The organism is Desulfofundulus luciae (assembly GCF_030813795.1).
Lineage (GTDB): Bacteria > Bacillota > Desulfotomaculia > Desulfotomaculales > Desulfovirgulaceae > Desulfofundulus > Desulfofundulus luciae.
Genome location: NZ_JAUSUX010000009.1, coordinates 76,627 through 94,073, shown reverse-complemented (window position 1 = coordinate 94,073; position 17,447 = coordinate 76,627). Strand labels below are relative to the sequence as shown.

General features: G+C 54.3%; 20 protein-coding genes and 1 pseudogene. All 21 read left to right on the top strand.

Annotated features, from left to right (window positions below; genetic code table 11):
- Positions 1-57 precede the first annotated feature (57 nt).
- Positions 58-888, top strand: coding sequence for an ArdC-like ssDNA-binding domain-containing protein (locus tag J2Z49_RS07255; protein WP_307401438.1), 831 nt, complete (start codon positions 58-60; stop codon positions 886-888).
- Complete coding sequence (locus tag J2Z49_RS07250; RefSeq protein ID WP_307401435.1) at positions 885-1,076, top strand: hypothetical protein; 192 nt, start codon at positions 885-887, stop codon at positions 1,074-1,076. Before J2Z49_RS07255 ends, J2Z49_RS07250 begins: the two co-directional genes overlap by 4 nt.
- A 76-nt stretch (positions 1,077-1,152) precedes the next feature.
- Positions 1,153-1,593, top strand: a complete 441-nt coding sequence (locus J2Z49_RS07245) for a JAB domain-containing protein (RefSeq protein ID WP_307401433.1) — start codon at positions 1,153-1,155, stop codon at positions 1,591-1,593.
- 18 nt (positions 1,594-1,611) lie between these two features.
- Complete coding sequence (locus tag J2Z49_RS07240; RefSeq protein WP_307401430.1) at positions 1,612-2,616, top strand: toprim domain-containing protein; 1,005 nt, start codon at positions 1,612-1,614, stop codon at positions 2,614-2,616.
- Positions 2,617-2,633: 17 nt separating this feature from the next.
- Positions 2,634-2,984 (top strand): hypothetical protein, encoded by a 351-nt coding sequence (locus tag J2Z49_RS07235; protein ID WP_307401426.1) that lies wholly within the window; start codon positions 2,634-2,636, stop codon positions 2,982-2,984.
- Between the two features lie 16 nt (positions 2,985-3,000).
- Positions 3,001-3,360 (top strand): hypothetical protein, encoded by a 360-nt coding sequence (locus J2Z49_RS07230; RefSeq protein ID WP_307401424.1) that lies wholly within the window; start codon positions 3,001-3,003, stop codon positions 3,358-3,360.
- Complete coding sequence (locus tag J2Z49_RS07225; protein WP_307401421.1) at positions 3,357-3,671, top strand: hypothetical protein; 315 nt, start codon at positions 3,357-3,359, stop codon at positions 3,669-3,671. The genes J2Z49_RS07230 and J2Z49_RS07225 overlap by 4 nt, the downstream gene beginning before the upstream one ends.
- A gap of 873 nt (positions 3,672-4,544) precedes the next feature.
- Positions 4,545-4,991 carry a site-specific integrase gene (locus tag J2Z49_RS07220; protein ID WP_307401418.1) on the top strand — a complete coding sequence of 149 codons (447 nt, stop codon included), beginning with the start codon at positions 4,545-4,547 and terminating at the stop codon, positions 4,989-4,991.
- The gene (locus J2Z49_RS07215; RefSeq protein ID WP_307401415.1) at positions 4,963-5,853 is read left to right on the top strand and encodes a tyrosine-type recombinase/integrase; all 891 of its coding nucleotides are present in this window, start codon (positions 4,963-4,965) and stop codon (positions 5,851-5,853) included. Before J2Z49_RS07220 ends, J2Z49_RS07215 begins: the two co-directional genes overlap by 29 nt.
- A gap of 145 nt (positions 5,854-5,998) precedes the next feature.
- Entirely contained in the window at positions 5,999-6,334 is a 336-nt protein-coding gene (locus tag J2Z49_RS07210; RefSeq protein ID WP_307401412.1) for a nucleotidyltransferase domain-containing protein, read from the top strand.
- Complete coding sequence (locus J2Z49_RS07205; RefSeq protein ID WP_307401409.1) at positions 6,324-6,743, top strand: HEPN domain-containing protein; 420 nt, start codon at positions 6,324-6,326, stop codon at positions 6,741-6,743. The genes J2Z49_RS07210 and J2Z49_RS07205 overlap by 11 nt, the downstream gene beginning before the upstream one ends.
- A 98-nt stretch (positions 6,744-6,841) precedes the next feature.
- The gene (locus J2Z49_RS07200; RefSeq protein ID WP_307401406.1) at positions 6,842-7,042 is read left to right on the top strand and encodes a hypothetical protein; all 201 of its coding nucleotides are present in this window, start codon (positions 6,842-6,844) and stop codon (positions 7,040-7,042) included.
- A 102-nt stretch (positions 7,043-7,144) separates the two neighbouring features.
- Positions 7,145-9,211: a VirD4-like conjugal transfer protein, CD1115 family gene (locus tag J2Z49_RS07195; RefSeq protein ID WP_407650062.1), complete on the top strand. Its 2,067-nt coding sequence runs from the start codon at positions 7,145-7,147 to the stop codon at positions 9,209-9,211.
- Between the two features lie 228 nt (positions 9,212-9,439).
- Entirely contained in the window at positions 9,440-10,735 is a 1,296-nt protein-coding gene (locus J2Z49_RS07190) for a DNA-methyltransferase (protein ID WP_307401401.1), read from the top strand.
- Positions 10,736-10,817: 82 nt separating this feature from the next.
- A complete protein-coding gene (locus J2Z49_RS07185) occupies positions 10,818-11,024 on the top strand; it encodes a hypothetical protein (RefSeq protein WP_013823446.1) in 207 nt (68 codons plus the stop codon).
- An 11-nt stretch (positions 11,025-11,035) separates the two neighbouring features.
- Positions 11,036-12,754 (top strand): recombinase family protein, encoded by a 1,719-nt coding sequence (locus J2Z49_RS07180; RefSeq protein WP_307401397.1) that lies wholly within the window; start codon positions 11,036-11,038, stop codon positions 12,752-12,754.
- Between the two features lie 18 nt (positions 12,755-12,772).
- A pseudogene (locus J2Z49_RS07175) lies at positions 12,773-13,174 on the top strand (ClpP family protease); the annotation flags it as partial.
- 14 nt (positions 13,175-13,188) lie between these two features.
- Positions 13,189-13,413, top strand: coding sequence for a YlzJ-like family protein (locus J2Z49_RS07170; RefSeq protein WP_307401395.1), 225 nt, complete (start codon positions 13,189-13,191; stop codon positions 13,411-13,413).
- 182 nt (positions 13,414-13,595) lie between these two features.
- A complete protein-coding gene (locus J2Z49_RS07165) occupies positions 13,596-14,384 on the top strand; it encodes an undecaprenyl-diphosphate phosphatase (protein WP_307401392.1) in 789 nt (262 codons plus the stop codon).
- 21 nt (positions 14,385-14,405) lie between these two features.
- A complete protein-coding gene (locus J2Z49_RS07160) occupies positions 14,406-15,143 on the top strand; it encodes a FadR/GntR family transcriptional regulator (RefSeq protein WP_307401389.1) in 738 nt (245 codons plus the stop codon).
- A 477-nt stretch (positions 15,144-15,620) separates the two neighbouring features.
- Positions 15,621-17,384 (top strand): L-lactate permease, encoded by a 1,764-nt coding sequence (locus tag J2Z49_RS07155; RefSeq protein ID WP_307401386.1) that lies wholly within the window; start codon positions 15,621-15,623, stop codon positions 17,382-17,384.
- The last annotated feature ends 63 nt before the right edge of the window (positions 17,385-17,447 follow it).

Below are 17,447 nucleotides of genomic sequence, written 5' to 3'. Positions count from 1 at the left end.
AACCGTTCTTATTGAAAGGAGGGAACGGGGCGGGCCGGTTAAGCCCCGCCCCGGATCATGAAAGAAGAAATATTGCGCGAAGCGCTTGAAAAGCTGCTGTCAATGTTCGAAAGTGGCAACCTGCCGCCGGCGGTGGCCCGGACGATGATCCGGCGCCAGGCAGGTGATGAAAGGCCGTCTGACAAATGGAGCCTGGGCAACCGCCTGCTGATGTACCTGGCCGGGACCGAGGACGCCAGGGGGTTCCGGCAGTGGGAACAGGTGGGCAGGCGGGTCAAGAAGGGGGCCAAAGCGTTCTACATTCTGGCCCCGCTGACCAAAACCAGGAAGGTTAAAATACAGGACCCCGAAACGGGCGAGGAGCGGGAAGAAGAACGCCCTGTGATTGTGGGTTTCCGGTTCATCCCGGTGTTCCGCCTGGAAGATACGGAGGGTGAACCCCTGCCGGAGATAAACTACATGCCTCCCGAGTTGCCTCCCCTGTTCGACGTGGCGGCAAGGCTGGGGATCAAAGTTAGATACAGCCCTGGAGACGGCAGCTGTTACGGCAGTTTCCAGCCAGGACTAAAAAGGATCAACCTGCACACTCACGACATCAAAACGTATTTCCACGAGTTGGCGCACGCGGTGCATAACACCATACGCCCCCTGGTGGGAGGCCAGGATCCGGTGCAGGAAGTGGTTGCCGAGACAGTGGCCTGTACCCTCTGCGAGATCTACGGCTATTCCGGATACGCCTGGCACGGGTGGCAGTACATCAAAGCCTGCGTCGGCGGCGAGTCGAAACAGGCGCTTAAACTCGTAATGAAAGTGCTCTGCGAGGTCGAAGAAGTGCTGGAAAGGATCTGGGAAGCCGCCACCCCGGAAGAGAGGGGATGTGCGGCTTGACATACCGGATCTGGGAGGCACGAAACGCAGGTGAAGATACCACCTACCTGGTGGCAATGTCCGCCATGCGGGAGATTTCCCTGCGCGAGGAGATTGCCCGTGGCGAAAGGTTGATACGGCTGCTGCGCCTGGTGGCGGAGACGGAAGACCGGAACCGGGCACGGCGGATGGCAGACTGCGAGATTTAGAACTTCAGGCGGCCCGGCCCGCCCAATCACCCGAAGAGGAGGTGAAAGGGGCGGCGCCGGCGGCCGCCCCGGGAGCATGAAGAAACGGATAAATATCGTTTCGGTGAAACTTGTCAAGGAAGCGGGCATATTTTACGCAGCCCGCAGAATAACCGGACCGGAGGATGTGGCCGATCTGGTTCGTGACTTTCTGGAAGACGCCGACCGGGAGATCTTCCTGGTTATATGCCTTAATGCCAAAAACGAACCGACGGCAATCCATACCGTAGCGGTGGGCACGCTGAACAGCGTCCAGGTCCACCCCCGGGAAGTCTTTAAGGCGGCAATCCTGGCCAACAGTTACAACATAGTCCTTGTTCACAATCACCCGAGCGGTGACCCGCAACCTTCGAAAGAGGACATGGCTATCACAAAAAACCTGGCCGAGGCCGGGAGAATAGTCGGCATCCCGGTGCTGGATCACATCATCATCGGCGACGGAAAGTTTATAAGCCTGAAAACAAAGGGATTGATTTAAGCAGAGGGGGGATCGGGGGTGCAGGCGGAACACCGTTACCCCGAGGGAAAATTCATTCCGGTGAAACCCTGGCGCCCCTGCCCCATCTGCGGCAAGGGCGACTGGTGCGGTTTCAATAGCTTCATCGCCAGCTGCATGCGGGTGCGCGAGGGCTCGTTCAAGGAAGTGGTCCTGAGCAACGGCCAGGTAGCCTACCTCCACTGGCTGGAACCGGGCATGGTAAACCTGCCGGCGCTCATGAAAGACGACTCAATAACCGCGGCGCAAACCGCTCCGGTGGAAGTGCGGGACCGGGTGTACCGTGACTTTCTGCGACTCCTTTATCTTCACCCGCGCCACAGAGAGGATCTGCTCCGGCGCGGGCTGACTGAATGGGAGATCAGGAGGAACGGCTACCGGTCGGTCCCCGAAACCGAAGCCCCATGGTCGGTCTGCAGGCGCCTGATCCGAATGGGCCATGACCTGGCCGGCATCCCCGGCTTTTACAAGGCCTGGGGGCCGTACGGCGGCACCTACTGGACCTTCGACCGGCAGCCAGGATACTTCATCCCGGTGCGGGACGAAAAGGGCCGGATCCAGGCCCTGCAGCGCCGCATGGACGACGCCCGGGGCGGGAAATATAAGCTGTTCAGCGGTCACAAAAGCCGGGGCGGCTGCTCCTGCGGCACCCCTGCCCACGTGACCAGGCCCGCAAAAGTCGAAGACCGGCGGATATGGATCACCGAAGGCCCGTTGAAAGCGGACATCGCCTGCAAGTACCTGGGCGCCGTCGTGGTGGGCGCACTAAGCGCCGCCACCTGGCGGCCGGCTATACCGGCTATCCTGGCTCTTGAAGCAAAAGAAGTCATAATCGCCTTCGACCGGGATTTGGAAAGCAAACCGGAAGTGGCACGAGCATACTTGACCCTGAAAGTGGAACTGAAAAAGCACGGCCTGGCGGTTAGCCGGGCAGTGTGGAGCGATAAAAAAGGTATTGATGACGCCCTGGCGGCCGGTATGGAAGTGCGGGTCGTCCGGGTATAAGAAAGGAGATGGGTCGAATGTCAAGAGTCATCAAAAGGGTTCCGGCTGAATATGTTACCGAACAAATCGGTGGCGGGGTTATATGCCCCAAATGCGGAGCCGGTAACTGGAAAAGGACCACTCCCGGGAAGTGCCCCATTTGCGGAACGATGGAAGTGCCGGATCCTGTCAGGTATATCAAAAGGCGAATTCCGGGCTATGTGGAAGTGCGGTGCGACTGCGGTGAAAGCGTCATCTGCGATGGTTTCACCAACACCTGCGAACGGTGCGGAAAGGATTACAACTGGAACGGTACCTTGCTGGCCCCGCGCAGTCAGTGGGGTGAAGAAACCGGGGAAACGGAAGGGGATATAATCCTGGGAGTTTAAGGGGGTTAAATTACGAATGATGGAAGTACAGGCTTCTTTACATGATAACAGATGGCCGGTAAAAATACACCCGCTCAGAGCACCGGGTAACTACGTGATTACGGGGCGGGGTACGGAGATGTGGATTGCCGTCCGGCCGTCCGGTGGTATCGGCGGAGGTAGTCATTTAATAGCGGTTATCAACTTCAACCGGTGCGGCTGCCTGGATGCCGACAAGTGGTCTGCGGCGGACGTGCAGCAGTACATCGGGATCGAGAACCCGGTGGATGCAGCCACCCTCGCCGCTGCGCTGAATGTGATTTTAGGGCGAAACCAAGAGAACGGGGTGGCCGGCACGACCTGGAAAAAACCATACGGGAGGTATAAGTGGCAATGAGAATGATACAACTCGAAGAAGCTCTCAAAGACCACTACGCCCGCCGGGCTGCAAGGGCAATCGAGGCGGAGGACGCGGATGCCCTTGCCAGGGTAATACCGCGCCACGTCATCGATGAAAAACCCGGGATGGCCCTTGAGATTCTGGGCAGGGCGGTAAATGTAGCAAGCTGTGAGACCTACAGGTGGGTACAGCAATGGCTCCGCAATTCCGACAACGACTGCCTGCGGGTCAGGGGAGACAAACGATGGCAAGTGATGGTCCTGCTGGAGGCCGTTTGCAAGAAGAGTAGCGTTGCGGAAGCAGTGTAGATGTAGATCAGCTCCGGATGGCGGGGAGGCGGGAAGGAACATGAATTCCCGTCTCCTCCCCGGGGTAAATGGGGGCCGTAGTTCGGCGGTACCAGCAATGGATCCCGGTGTCTGCCTGCCACATGCCCGGGATCGAGAACGTGGTTGAGGGGTGCCGCCCGCAGGGTCGGCACCTGCTCCAACCTTAATCAACCAACGGAGGTATGACGCCGGCTTTCGGCCGGCTCCTTCCCCGCCGCAAATTAGCGGCGTTACCGGACCCCCGGTTATGACGCATTGATCGCTGACTAACCACTTCATATGGAGTATGGGGTCCACGCTATGGGCCCTGGCGGCATCTGCCGCCCCCATAAGTGGGGGTAACGGGGCCTCAATGAATGCTTAACAAGCCCATAACGGCGTGCGAGGCGGGCATTAGAAGAGCCGGCCGTCGGGAGCACGCAGACAACAAAAAGGTACCACCCCCGGGGCGGTTGCCCCGCAGCGGACGGGGCAAGGGCCCCGGGGGTGCAAACCCGGGCGCAGCCCGCCGGCCAAACCGCGGAGCGGCAGGCAACGGGCATAAGCCCGCACGGCAAAGCTGCAACCGGGCGCAAGCCCGCACCGCGAAGCGCAGAAACGGGCGGAAGCCCGTCTCAGGCCACCGGAGCGAAAGCGGAGGGGGAACTGAGACGGGCGCAGCCCGCGACAAAAAAGCCGCGCAGCGCAAGGCCCGAGGGGCATTTGCAAAAGGTTTTTTTCCGGCATATACCCACGTGACGGGAGCTCAGGAAAATAAACCTCTGGGTTACTTTTGTCTTCTTTTAAAGCAGGAAGTACCTTCCAATTAAGCTAAAAAAGCTTCCAAGGAGAACTTAGATCAGGGGGGATAAAATGCTACGGGTTTCCTGGGAAAATACCGGAAATCCCATCCTCGACCGCTTGGGTCGGCAGTTTGTGGATAGAGTTGCTCGTTACGCCAGGGGCGGCTCGTACGAGAAGCGCATAGAGTGGTACCGGAAATACATAAAATTTCTGCATTTCCTGGCTGAGCGCTTTGGACCGGAAGATATTCGTAACATTCAGCCCCGCCATGTAGCGGCATTTTCTAAATACCTTAAAGAATTGGGTCGCAGTGAACGGACTGTGCTACGTTATTATTCCGTAATTCGCTGGTGGCACCGGCAGATCCCATGGCGAAAGTATGAAATGCCCGAGAATAAGGTGCTTCTGGAACTGGAGGCGAGGCTCGATGACAAAAGGTTCTGTGAAGAAATCAAAAACAGCTACAGGCGTAAAAGGGGCAGGAGGCGTGTACAAAAACCTCATGGCACAATTTGAGAAAATCTGGAGAGAGGCCGTCGATGCCACTGCTCACTCAAAATCCAAGCAATCCCACTTTCGCTATCGTGACAGCATGAAGAACTTCCTCTGGTTCTGCTCGGAAAAATTTCGTTTGCAGAAGATCGCCAACATCGGTGAAAAACATCTGCGGGCATACGTGGAATACCGCCGCCAGGAAGGCATATCCGAAAAGACGCTGAAAAACGACCTGGCGGCGGTGCGGTTTTTCCATCGCTTCACCGGTTCGCGCAATGAACTGCCGGATAACCAGGCGCTGGGGCTCGAAAAGACCCCGGCTGGCGGCAAAGATAGGGCCTGGACGGAAGAAGAATACCGGCGGATGCTGGAGAAAGCCGAAAAACTGGGCCGTGCGGACGTGGTGATGGCCATGAAGCTGGCCCGCCACGCGGGGCTCAGGATCCACGAGTGTACCCGGCTCACGGTGGGCCACGTCCGGGACGCCCTGAAGGATGGAGAACTGGAGGTCAAAGGGAAAGGGGGTCGGGTGCGCCGGGTGCCGCTGCGCCTGGAGTTAAAGGTGGAACTGGAGCGGTTCCTGGAAGAGCGCGGGGGGACCAGGGGGGAGAAGATCTTCGTCGCGCCGGGGGAAAAGACGCACAGGGTCATCAAAAGCATCCAGAAATTCGTCGAACGGCACCGGGAAGAAATCACCGACCGGCCGATTACCTTTCACGGATTGCGCCACGCATACGCCAGGGAGGAGCTGGCCTACCGGTTGGAGCATCCGGAGAAATACGGCCTCCACAGGGTAACTCCGGAAAGGGCGGCAAAACTGGAGGTGGCGGAGCTTCTGGGCCACGGCAGGCCGGAAGTGACAAGTGTTTATACAGGGAAGTGACTTTACATCAGTGGGGTAGCATGAGATAATTTTACTTTTTGACTACCGTACGGTTGCATTCGTATGCATACATGTGGTATTTTAACCTTGGAGCTTTGGAAGATCCTGTATGACTATAGTTCAAGCCCCGGCAGGTGATAATTTCGTGTCTATTAATAAACGAGCTGTAGAGATCGTTAAATCATACGCGGAAGCCCTCAGGAAAAAAGATGTTCCGGTGAAATTAATAATTTTATTCGGCTCCCAGGCAAGGGGAACCAGCGTTCCGGGATCAGATATTGACGTACTTGTGGTGACGGAAAGGCTTGATAAAAAGATCCGCGATACGATTGTAGATGAAGCCTTTGAAATCAGCATGAGAGAAGACATTCCGGTTATAGCTCTGCCGTGCGATATTCAAGAATTCGATTCCCCCTCATTTAAAGTTGATCCCTTTTACCGCAACGTTACTCGAGAGGGGATAATTTTCCATGGACAATAATGATTTAAAGAAAGAGTTTGCACGCACGAAAATGGAAAAAGCCTGGGAGGCCTGGGACGAGGCTGAATGGGCTTTTAAAGGGAAGAAATATCCGGGTGCCATAAACAGAATCTATTATTCTTTCTACAGGGCTTGTCTTGCCCTCCTTGCCTTTGAAGCAAAAATCCCCGCCAAACACTCTGCAGTCATAGCTGAGGTTAACCGTGTCTACGTAAAAGGGGGGATTCTGCCGAGAGAGCTTGGGAGATTCCTCCACCACCTTCAAACGGCCAGGGCGGAGGCGGACTACAGGGATAAGAATTTTTCACGAGAGGAAGTGCAAGAATACCTTGTACTCGGGAAGAAATACCTGCAGCAGATTGAAGCCCTGGTCATGAAAACGATAAAAGACTCTCCCCCAGAAGATTGATTTATCTTTCGCTAAATTAGTTCTTAATAGGGCCCGCACTAACGGGGCCCCTTTGTCAGGGTTGCAACCGGCTTCCGTGCCGGTTAAGATTAACAGGGATGGTGGTTAAAGTAGGCACTAAGCCAATTCAACAGGAAATCTTTATGGAGGTCAATCGCCTGCCTTTCCATACTCTTAACGAAGGAACGCCCGGTAGGGATTTGCTTCGCTTTGCCGGGGTTATATCGCCGGAAGAAGGGGAATTGATGAAAAGAGCTATAGAGGACGCCTGCGAGCGGGTAGATACAAATGAGTGGTAAGTTTCTTCACACAATACCTGGTTTATCCGGGTTGTTTCTTTTTTAGGCCCAATTTATCCGGCCCTTTTTCTTTTTTGGACAATTGAAAAAGAGGTGGTTTTTATGAGATGGTTGTTATCCCGGGTGAAGGAGGAGGTTTATTCAGCTTTTAAACACATGCCCGCATTGGCTAGAGGGGGAATTATGGCTGGAACCTCAGCGCTGGCCCTTGGTGGCCTCTATCTCCTCGATGTATGGACCTTGGGCACGGCGGCCGCTTGGCTGCACGGCCTCGGGACCTGGCTGAAGGGGCAATCAATATTCGCCACTCCGGCGGAGAAAGCCGCAGCAGCCCATGCTTTCGAATCGGTGTCCTGGTACTGGAGCCACCCGTTTAAAACCGCATGGGCCTGGCTGACTACCCCGTCGGAGAAACTAAGCGCTCCCGAAGTTCGCAGTTTTTGGCTTCTACTGAATGCCTTTGCCGCCCTGGGTGGTGGTGCCTGCTGGTGGTGGCTCGCTCGGAACAGGATTTTAAAAATGAAAAACAACTCCAATTATGTGCACGGCCTGAAAGTGATCAAAGACCCGGCACTTGGGTTGTCTCGCTGGGCCGGCCTGAACGACCTGGTAAAGTTTTGCGAATTCGGCCCGCCGGTGATGCCGGATGAAAATCCGAAAGGGAAAATTAAATTTCCCGGCGGCAATTTAATAGGCGAATTGGACGGAAAAATCGTACGGGTCAACTTTGAAAAAGCACCGGTTGACATGCCCAAAACGGCGCAGCACGCCGTATTCTTCGGGGGCACCGGTTCGGGCAAAACGTTCAGCATCGTAATAACAAACATAATTGCTGCCGTCGCGGAAGGACAAAGCATCGTGGTCATCGACCCCAAGGGAGAGATCTTCGAGACGGTTGGTGAATGGCTTAAACAGAAAGGGTACGAAAACATCTGGGTGTTAAACTTCATGACACCACAACACAGCCACCGCTGGAACCCTGTAATTGAATGTCTGGATGACGCTGAAATATCGGAAATGATCGATACCCTGTCAAAAAACGCTATCAGCGAATCATCCTATTTCGCGCTGAAAGGGATGGAACTGGCGGAAGCAATGATTGGTTTGCTCAAAGGCGATTTCCCCATTGAACAGCAACATATTCGTTCTTTGATGACCCTGGCTGCCTGGCCCGTAGAAAAGCTGGACTCCCGATTTCGCGAAGCTTACAAAGCAGGGAGGATCAGCCCGCTCATCTATGAGCGCTGGCGGGGCGTGGTGAGGCAGAACTACGAATACGCAGTCTCAAACCTTACGGCGGTACTGAAGAATTTAACCACGGCGCCGCTGGCGGCCATGATGTCACAACAGGAAATCGACCTGCGCCAGGTGGGGTTCAAAAAGACGGCACTGTTTCTCATCATTCCGACGGGCGGTGAAGGGGTTTATTTAAAACCAATCCTCTCCATATTCTATAAATTCCTCTTCAAACGCTTGGATAAACTGGCCTTCCAGAGCCCCGGCAAAAGGTTGCCTGTCAATGTGCGGAACATATGGGATGAAATGGCCAACGTGGGCAGGATACCGGGTTTGACGGAAATCATCTCCACCGCCCGCAGCAAGGGCATCCACATACAAATGATACTGCAAACGCCGAGCCAGCTCGAATCCGTATACGGTGAAGCAGACGCGAAAACAATCATCGGTAACTGCCCCACGGTCATGCTCGCCGGCATTGCTCCCGCCGATATGGAACTGGCGCGGATGTTCAGCCAGCTCCTGGGCACGGCGGCGGTGGAAACGGAAAAAGTAAGCAAGGACGTGACAACTCCAGTGAAGCACTGGTTCGAGCCTGAAAAGAGAATCCAGACAGCTATGCCACGCCCGCTTATGACTCCTACCGAAATCCTGCAGATAGATCCCAGGTATGGTATAGCGCTTTTGCAGTGGTCATATCCACTGTATCTGCGCAAAGTCGGCTGGACGGAATTACCTCAAGCAAAGGAAATCAAGCAATGCGGCATGCTGCCGGTGGAACGGGTGATACCCGCCAGGGATTTCGAAATAAGCCTGCCGGAAATAGAAGTGGACGGAAAGGTTGCTGACATTGACGCCTCCAGCAAAACGGCAACGGAAGAAGAGGAAACAACAGGCCAATCCAGTGCCGTGCGGGCCGGGGTGCCCTGGTAGGAGGAACCAGCTCCTGGAAACAGCGACCAGCGGTGTGTCGCTTTTCCAGGAGTATTACAAAATTCCACCCCGAAAACTTCGTAGCCCGGCACGCCTACCGGAGCGCGGAAGCAATTAATAGACGGGCAAAGGTGCGGTGAAGACACTCCCTCCCGTCGAAGAGAACAACCGGGGTTTTGTGACACCCCGGTTGTTTTTTATAAAACCTGCGTTTTCGGGGGGTAAAGAATGAGTTTTCATCGCTTTTTGATCGGTCACGTCCTGGACGCTCTGCGTTCTTTGCCCGGTGATAGCGTCCACTGCGTCGTGACTTCTCCGCCCTACTGGGGTATGCGCGATTACAACCTTCCGCCGGTCCTCTGGCCGGAAATTGAATACGCGCCAATGCCTGGTTTGCCGTTCGTCCGCGTTCCGGCGTGGGAAGGCCAGCTCGGATTGGAACCGACGCCGGAAATGTACGTTGGTCACCTGGTGCTTGTTTTCCGGGAGGTGCGGCGCGTTTTGCGGAAGAGTGGCACGTTGTGGTTGAACCTGGGGGACAGCTACGCAGGTTCGTGGGGCAACTACCACTCCTTCAGTTCGTCTGGTAAGCACGAACAGCACCTGAAAGAGACCACCCGGTGGAACCGCCGAGCGTATGAAGTGCGAGAGGGTTTCCTTAAATCCACGGTTAGTGGCGGACTGAAGGAAAAGGACCTCGTCGGCATCCCCTGGCGGGTGGCCTTTGCGTTGCAGGGAGACGGGTGGTGGCTGAGGTCGGACGTGGTGTGGAGCAAAGTTAATGGCATGCCGGAATCCGTTAAGGATCGTCCCACGAAGACCCATGAGTACGTGTTCTTGCTAGCGAAATCGCAGCGGTATTTTTACGATACGGAAGCCGTAAAGGAACCTGCTGTCACACATCTCTATGATAAACGTTACCTTCCCGGGACCCCGCCCCGGCAACGGACTGGAGAATCGTGGAATCTCCATGGCCCCCTGAAACCACACAGCGGATTCAGGGTGCTGGATACCACCCGCGGACGCAACCGTCGCTCCGTGTGGGAAATCACCACAGAACCTTTCCCCGGCGCCCACTACGCGGTTTTTCCCCGGAGGCTTGCCGAACTGTGTATACTCGCGGGTACCTCTCAGGCGGCGTGCCCGTCCTGTGGGGCGCCGTGGGAGAGAGTGGTCGAAAAAGAGAAGGCACTCTCCGAGCGGGGACGCCGTGAGAGCGGGGCGCGCGAATACCGGCTGGCGGACGTGGGGCTATTTTCGGGCATGGCCGGGGACACACACTGGCATCCCACCTGCTCCTGTCCGAATAACGACGGTTCGGCACGTTGTGTGGTGCTTGACCCTTTCGGTGGAGCGGGAACCACGAATCTGGCGGCCATGGCCCTGAATAGGGACAGTATTTATATCGACCTCAAACGAGAGTACGCGGAAATGGCCATTGAACGATGCGGCTTCGGTGGCACCCTGCTAGACTGTCACGATTTTGTGGTCGTAGAAACAGCGACAGCGGAAACGCCCGCTTGACATATCGCCGGGAATTCCTGTCATTTCCGGATAGTTTGCGTTTATTTGGACATGCTTTATATGCGATAAGGAGGCGATGGATATGTCAAAATTGCCCGGGAAGGTTTTAATAAATGATGTAGAATATATTGTAGAAGAAGGCCTGGGCCACATGAAATTAAGAAGGCGTGACCCCGTGTCGGGTATGAAAGTGGAAAATGTTTTCATACCCGTGCCCGATTCCAGGGAACGCATGGTAAATTTCAAGGCTAAAGCGGCCCAACTTATTCTGGAGGAAATCACGAAGTAGGGGTGCTTTCCATGACCATTCCGGTAGCATCATTATACAGGGTATCGACCGCCAAGCAGTTGAAAAATAACGAGGAAGACAGCATACCGCTTCAGGCAAACGTAATACGCGAATTTGTTGCACAACATCCGGAATGGGAACTTGTGAAGGAATACGCGGAGGAAGGCGTATCAGCATTTAAATACAGCAAAGACGACAGAGACATCCTGCAGAACGTTCTTGCCGACGCGTTAATGGGTAAATTTAAGATTCTGCTTGTATTTAAGGCCGACCGCCTCTCACGCAAAAGCCTGGAGTACCCGATAGTCTTATGGCAGTTTCACCGTGCCGGTGTCGAGGTCATCGCCGTCGCCGATGTACCTGGCGGTAAAAAGCTGGAGCTTAAGGACCAGTATGACAAGCTCCTGCGGTTTATCGAAGGGTGGCAATCGGAGACGGAAAGTGTGAACACCAGAATTCGCGTGTCTCATGTTATGCGGCAGAAAGCCAAACAGGGATGCTGGACCGGTGGCCGCCCTCCATACGGGTTCAGGCTATCCGAGTCCAAAAAAGGTTTGCCGCTGGAAGTGGATCAGGAAGAGGCCGCGGTAATTAAGGAAATGTGCAGACTCTACCTGGAAGAAGGCTTGGGAAGCAAAAGGATAGCCGCTGCGTTGAACGAGCAGGGGTACCGCACCCGGGAAGGCAGATTGTGGACCGACACCCGGGTGCGGCAGGTGCTGCAGAACCCAATAATCTGCGGGCTTCCGGCCTATGACAGGACGAAACCGGGAAACACTCCCACTTCCAGGGTTCGAATCAAAGGATATACGGACCTGAACAATTTCATCATTCCCCGGGATCAGGATGGAAACCCGAAGCCGATACCCGAATACTCCATTATTCCCCTGGAAACATGGCAACGGTTGATCCGCAAGATGCAGGAAAATTGTACGTCGAAAACACAAAAGGGAGGAACTCCCAATCCCCGCGCCATGTCCAGCAGTGCACTCCTGACCGGTTTTCTTGTATGCGGTTACTGCGGCCGCGGCTTTATCAGCTCCGGCCATAACTGGCGCAAACGTAACGGCAAAGTATATCCCTGTAAGAAAAGGGTTTACCGGTGTGTTACCCACGCCCGGGTAGGTGGGGGAGAGAAGCTGTGTGAAGGGCAGGGTTCGTATTCCCAGAAAAAAATAGACCGGATATTCCTGCAGGAACTTGAAAATTTCCTGTCCGGATTGAATTGTGAAGATCTTTTTCAGTATGTTGAACAGAAACAGGTGGACTACCTGGCTGAAGCGACAAATCGTGTGAAGACCCTGGAAAAGGAGTTAAGCAAAAACAGGAAAATCTATAATGCCTGGGTAAGACGGTTGGATGATTATTTCGCCGATCCGGACAGCAGTTTGTATTCGGAGCAACTGCTGGCTGAGAAAGTGAACGAATACGGCAGGATAGTAGAATCACTAGAAAAGGAACTTGAAGAAGTAAAGTCGCAGGCGCGCGTGGAGAAGCATCGGAGAAGCCAGTTGATGGAATTTTCCATGCGTGCCCCTCATTGGTTCAGGCTGTTCATGGAGGCCCCGGTCGAAACGAAAAAGCAGATGCTCGCCCAGATCATCAGCAAGGTGGTTTTGTACCGGGATAAGATTGAAATTCATTATAATGTCGACCTCGCCGAATTCCTGGGGCGGGAAGAAAAACTGGAGCAGGAAAGGTTCGAACTCAAGGTACTGGCAACGTTTTAACGGGGCGGAAAGTTTCCGTCCTTTGCTCTTTACGGGGGTAGCGACATGGGCAGCATCGGGGTGCCGATAGCCGTCGCCGCCCAGTATAGTTTCATTGCTGAAACAGCCAGCATGACCATTCATCCCATTCGTTTAAATGGTCTGGTTATAGGTGTACCCCAAACCTACGAGTATCTGGACAAAATGCAGGACCGGGTGGTGCGCTTCGTAATCCAGCATTCCCGCATTAGTGAAGCCTCTTTTCGCGATCTAATGTTTCGCACGGGGGAACTGGCCCGGGATATTGGGACAGTTCTCATAGGGCGGGAAGCGGTAGAAAAGGGCCTGATCGATGAGGTGGGAGGAGTAGGGCAGGCGGTAAATAAGCTTAAGTCAATGATTGAGGAATGGAAATTGCGGAATGGGGTGCCGGTCCAGTGATCTTATATACTCCCATGCAGTTAGAATTAGTTTTTGAAGGCCTGGAGGAAATCCAGCCTGCTCCCACCAGAGAGGTAAACATTGATGGCGTGCCTGTGTTGATTCAGGACACCGGACCCGGAGAAGGCAGGGTGGTGCGCCTTTTAAGTACCGATCCCCTGGATTATCTCAGAAGCGATCTTTATCCCGGTGCTGTGGTAAAGTTATTCAGATGTACCCAGACGGGCTGGCATTCATGAACGGCCGGGCGGGGGCGATGCCGCCCTGATTTTTTTGTGGGGGAAGGCTTTTGGCCTGCCTTTGCCGGGAATTGAATGCGTCAATTTTTTAAACAACTGTCTGGCCATATATTTTACCAGTATGCTATAATGATAAAGCTAGCGTTGGAGGACTGAAAGCAGTAATATACGGGGTGGTTGAATTGAGCGTGTTTGAAGCCGTAATCCTGGGAATAGTCCAGGGAGTGGGAGAGTTTTTGCCCATTTCCAGTTCCGCCCACCTGGTGCTGGTACCCTGGTTAATGGGCTGGCATTATGAGGGATTAACTTTTGACGTGGCGCTACACATGGGTACTCTGGTGGCCGTGGTGGCTTTTTTCTGGCAGGACTGGTTAATTTTATTACACGACGGTTTGCTGCGGCGCCGTACCACCGAAGGCCGTTTGTTCTGGTATTTAGTGGCCGCCACCATTCCCGGTGCAGCCATTGGTTACCTGTTTGAGAAACAGGCGGAAACAATTTTCCGGGAGCCTCTGGTAATTGGGATCATGCTCATGGTCATGGGGGTAATCCTTTATCTGGCTGATACACGGGCTCCCGCTTACAAGCGATTGGAAGAGGTTGGTCTGGGTGAAAGCCTGTGGATCGGCCTATCCCAGGCTCTGGCGATCATCCCGGGAGTTTCCCGCTCGGGCATCACCATGGCCGTGGGGCGCATGGCCGGCCTGGATCGGGAGGCGGCAGCCCGCTTTTCCTTTCTCATGTCTACACCTATCATTTTCGGGGCTGGAGTGATGCAGTTGCCCAAATTAACTCCCGCCGACCTGAACCCCCCTTTTTTAGCTGGCGTGGCTGTTTCGGCGGTGGGGGGGTTCCTTTCCATTAAATTTCTTCTACGTTTTCTCACCCGCCATAGTTTCGGCATTTTTATCTGGTACCGCCTGATCCTGGGGGCGGCGGTAATATTCCTGGCTCTTGCCGGAATCAGGTGAAAAATTGGGGTAGGGGTAAAAATGGCCGAATTTAAACCAGTAAAAACTAAACGCACTTCTGAAAGCATTTTGGAACAGATCAAGAAGCTGATCATTGAAGGTCAACTGGCACCCGGTGACAAATTGCTTACGGAAAGGGAGCTTTCTGAACGGTTGCAGGTGAGCCGGGCCTCGGTCAGGGAGGCTCTTTCGGCCCTGAATTTGGCCGGTATTCTGGAAATCAGGCATGGAGAGGGGATTTATGTCAAGCGGCCCGGGCCGAATGCCGTTATTGAACCCCTGACCTTTATTTTGCTCCTGGAAAAGGATAAACTGCAGAATATCCTGGAGGTGCGCAAGGCCCTGGAAGTGGAGGCCGCCGGCCTGGCTGCCGAAAGATGCACTTCCGGACTGTTGCAGGAACTGAAGGCAGTGGTGGAAGAGATGGAAGAAGATCTCCCCGCAGGAGAGAAAGCCGAGCAACTGGATTTGCGCTTTCACCTTACTCTGGCTCAGGCCAGCCAGAACCCCTTGTTGAGCCGGTTGATGAACACCGTTCAGGAGACTATCAGTCAGACTTTACGGGTGACCAGGGCCCTGTGGCTTTCCGCCACTTCCGGCACCACCCGGCGGCTATTTGAAGAGCACCGCGACATTTACCTGGCCGTGGCCGCGCGGGATAGATCCCGGGCCAGGGAATTGATGTACCAGCACCTGTGGAAAGTGGAAGTGGAGCTGGTACGGGTCAACCTGCATAAACTTCGACAAAATGAAAGTTGATTATATTTGAAAAAATTTAATTCAGCAAGTCCCCCTTTTTAGGGGGACTTTTTGCGAAAATTTTGTTATCCAGAAGGATTTTATTAGCCTGCATAGAATGATTAAGATAATTGGTCAGGCCACCAACTATTAAGATATGCTGATTTTCATGCGGCGCTTTTCTTGGCTTTTATGTTGCTGGGAAAGCCGCAGCCTGGCGTAATGGGGAGGCGAGTCATTTTCGACCACTGCAATTTTTTTAAAAATAAACGTGATTTTTGAGAAAAAAAAGATTGCCGAAGAAGGAAAATTTATTATCTTCTAGAATTATATATCTTGATGGTCTGACCATCAAATCCTATGCTAGCTCAAACCATTGATATTATGATGAAAGGGTGGTGAGAGTTAGAAAGGACTGATAATTAACCCATATCAAGTTTAGTGGAGTTTTCGGACTAATTTATTTCTTGGTACTTGTTGATAAGGAGGAATGGTGCCATGACGTGGACACAGGCAATCAACCCCCTGGGCAACCTGGGTCTTTCGGCCCTGGTAGACGCCCTGCCCATCATCTTCCTGTTCTGTGCCCTGGCCATATGGCGGATGAAAGGGCATCTTGCCGGTCTTATTACCCTGGCTCTGGCCTTGGTACTGGCCATAGGAGTTCATGGTATGCCGGGGAACATGGCGTTTTTAACCGCCCTTTACGGCGTAATGACGGGCCTTTTCCCCATTGGCTGGATTGTGGTTACGGCAGTTTTCCTGTACAACCTGACGGTAAAAACCGGCCAGTTTGAAATCATCAAGGATTCTATTGCTTCCATTACCGAAGACCACCGCCTGCAGGCGCTCTTAATTGCTTTTTCCTTCGGTGCCTTCCTGGAGGGGGCGGCCGGCTTTGGTACTCCCGTAGCCATTACGGCGGCTATGCTGGCCGGCCTCGGTTTCAACCCCCTGTATGCCGCCGGCATTTGCTTAATTGCCAACACCGCCCCGGTGGCCTTCGGGGGTATCGGTATTCCCATCATTACCGCCGGTGCGGTAACCGGCATCGATGCCATGGCCATCAGCCAGATGGTCGGCCGCCAGCTGCCCTTCCTTTCGGTTTTCGTACCTTTCTGGTTGGTCTTCATTATGGCCGGGTGGAAGGGTGCCATGGAAGTCATGCCCGCCATCCTGGTCAGCGGTGTTTCTTTTGCCGTGGCCCAGTGGTTCTCTTCCAACTACATGACCCCCATGCTGCCGGACATCCTGTCCTCCCTGGTTTCCATCGTTGCCCTGGTTTTCTTTCTCCGGGTTTGGAACCCGAAAAATGTCTGGCGTTTTGCCGATGAACCTCCGGTGACTCTAAAAGTGAAAAAGCATTCGGCCGGGGCTGTACTCAAGGCCTGGTCGCCCTTTATCGTCCTGACGGTGCTGATCAGCGACTGGGGCCTCAAATCTGTCAAGGCGGTTCTGGATAAAGTCAGCATCAAGATCGTGTTCAGCGGTCTGGACCAGGCCATCATTGCCGGTGGGAAGCCCCTCGCCGTGGTCTATAACTTCAACTGGCTTTCTGCCGGCGGGACGGCCATTTTGATTGCGGCCATTATCAGCGCCATGATTTTGCGGGTAGGCCCCGGCCAGTTCCTGGAGGTCTTCGCAAAAACCTTAAAGGACCTGCGCTTTGCCCTGTTGACCATCGCTTCTGTATTGGGCTTTGCTTATGTGGCCAACTGGTCCGGCATGACCCCCACCCTGGGGAAAGCCTTTACCGTCACCGGCACTTTCTTCCCCTTCATGGCCCCCCTCCTGGGCTGGCTGGGTGTATTCGTCACTGGCAGTGATACTTCATCTAACGCCCTGTTTTGCAAGATGCAACAGATTACCGCTGAACAGATTGGAGTTAACCCGGTGCTTACCGTGGCGGCCAACAGCAGTGGCGGGGTGGCGGCCAAGATGATCTCCCCCCAGAGCCTTGCCGTGGGTGCGGCCTCCACGGGTCTGGTCGGCCGGGAAGGGGAACTGTTCCGTTTTACCGTCGGTCACAGTATCTTTTTTACTCTGATCATCTGTGTAATTACATTACTGCAGGCCTATGTGTTCGACTGGATGGTGCCGGCCATGGCCAAAGCTGCCGGTGCCTCTGCGTCAACCGGCGCGACTTCCGGCGGCGGGGTAACCATCCTGTTGCTGACAGCAGCGTTCATTTTGTTGCTGGGATTAGTTGCTTCCCGGCAAAAGGGCTCTCTGGAGGCCTTGAACGGTCGCCGGAGTGCATAAAAGAACATCAAGGAGGTTTTTATCCCGGCTGGATGGAATGATCCGGCCGGGATCTTCCGGGAA

What these genes read in the sequence shown, in the direction of transcription:
- J2Z49_RS07255 (WP_307401438.1), top strand. Translation starts at nt 58, where the DNA reads ATGAAAGAAGAAATATTGCGCGAAGCGCTTGAAAAGCTGCTGTCAATG.
- J2Z49_RS07245 (WP_307401433.1), top strand. Translation starts at nt 1,153, where the DNA reads ATGAAGAAACGGATAAATATCGTTTCGGTGAAACTTGTCAAGGAAGCG.
- J2Z49_RS07235 (WP_307401426.1), top strand. Translation starts at nt 2,634, where the DNA reads ATGTCAAGAGTCATCAAAAGGGTTCCGGCTGAATATGTTACCGAACAA.
- J2Z49_RS07230 (WP_307401424.1), top strand. Translation starts at nt 3,001, where the DNA reads ATGATGGAAGTACAGGCTTCTTTACATGATAACAGATGGCCGGTAAAA.
- J2Z49_RS07225 (WP_307401421.1), top strand. Translation starts at nt 3,357, where the DNA reads ATGAGAATGATACAACTCGAAGAAGCTCTCAAAGACCACTACGCCCGC.
- J2Z49_RS07220 (WP_307401418.1), top strand. Translation starts at nt 4,545, where the DNA reads ATGCTACGGGTTTCCTGGGAAAATACCGGAAATCCCATCCTCGACCGC.
- J2Z49_RS07205 (WP_307401409.1), top strand. Translation starts at nt 6,324, where the DNA reads ATGGACAATAATGATTTAAAGAAAGAGTTTGCACGCACGAAAATGGAA.
- J2Z49_RS07200 (WP_307401406.1), top strand. Translation starts at nt 6,842, where the DNA reads ATGGTGGTTAAAGTAGGCACTAAGCCAATTCAACAGGAAATCTTTATG.
- J2Z49_RS07195 (WP_407650062.1), top strand. Translation starts at nt 7,145, where the DNA reads ATGAGATGGTTGTTATCCCGGGTGAAGGAGGAGGTTTATTCAGCTTTT.
- J2Z49_RS07190 (WP_307401401.1), top strand. Translation starts at nt 9,440, where the DNA reads ATGAGTTTTCATCGCTTTTTGATCGGTCACGTCCTGGACGCTCTGCGT.
- J2Z49_RS07185 (WP_013823446.1), top strand. Translation starts at nt 10,818, where the DNA reads ATGTCAAAATTGCCCGGGAAGGTTTTAATAAATGATGTAGAATATATT.
- J2Z49_RS07180 (WP_307401397.1), top strand. Translation starts at nt 11,036, where the DNA reads ATGACCATTCCGGTAGCATCATTATACAGGGTATCGACCGCCAAGCAG.
- J2Z49_RS07170 (WP_307401395.1), top strand. Translation starts at nt 13,189, where the DNA reads ATGCAGTTAGAATTAGTTTTTGAAGGCCTGGAGGAAATCCAGCCTGCT.
- J2Z49_RS07160 (WP_307401389.1), top strand. Translation starts at nt 14,406, where the DNA reads ATGGCCGAATTTAAACCAGTAAAAACTAAACGCACTTCTGAAAGCATT.
- J2Z49_RS07155 (WP_307401386.1), top strand. Translation starts at nt 15,621, where the DNA reads ATGACGTGGACACAGGCAATCAACCCCCTGGGCAACCTGGGTCTTTCG.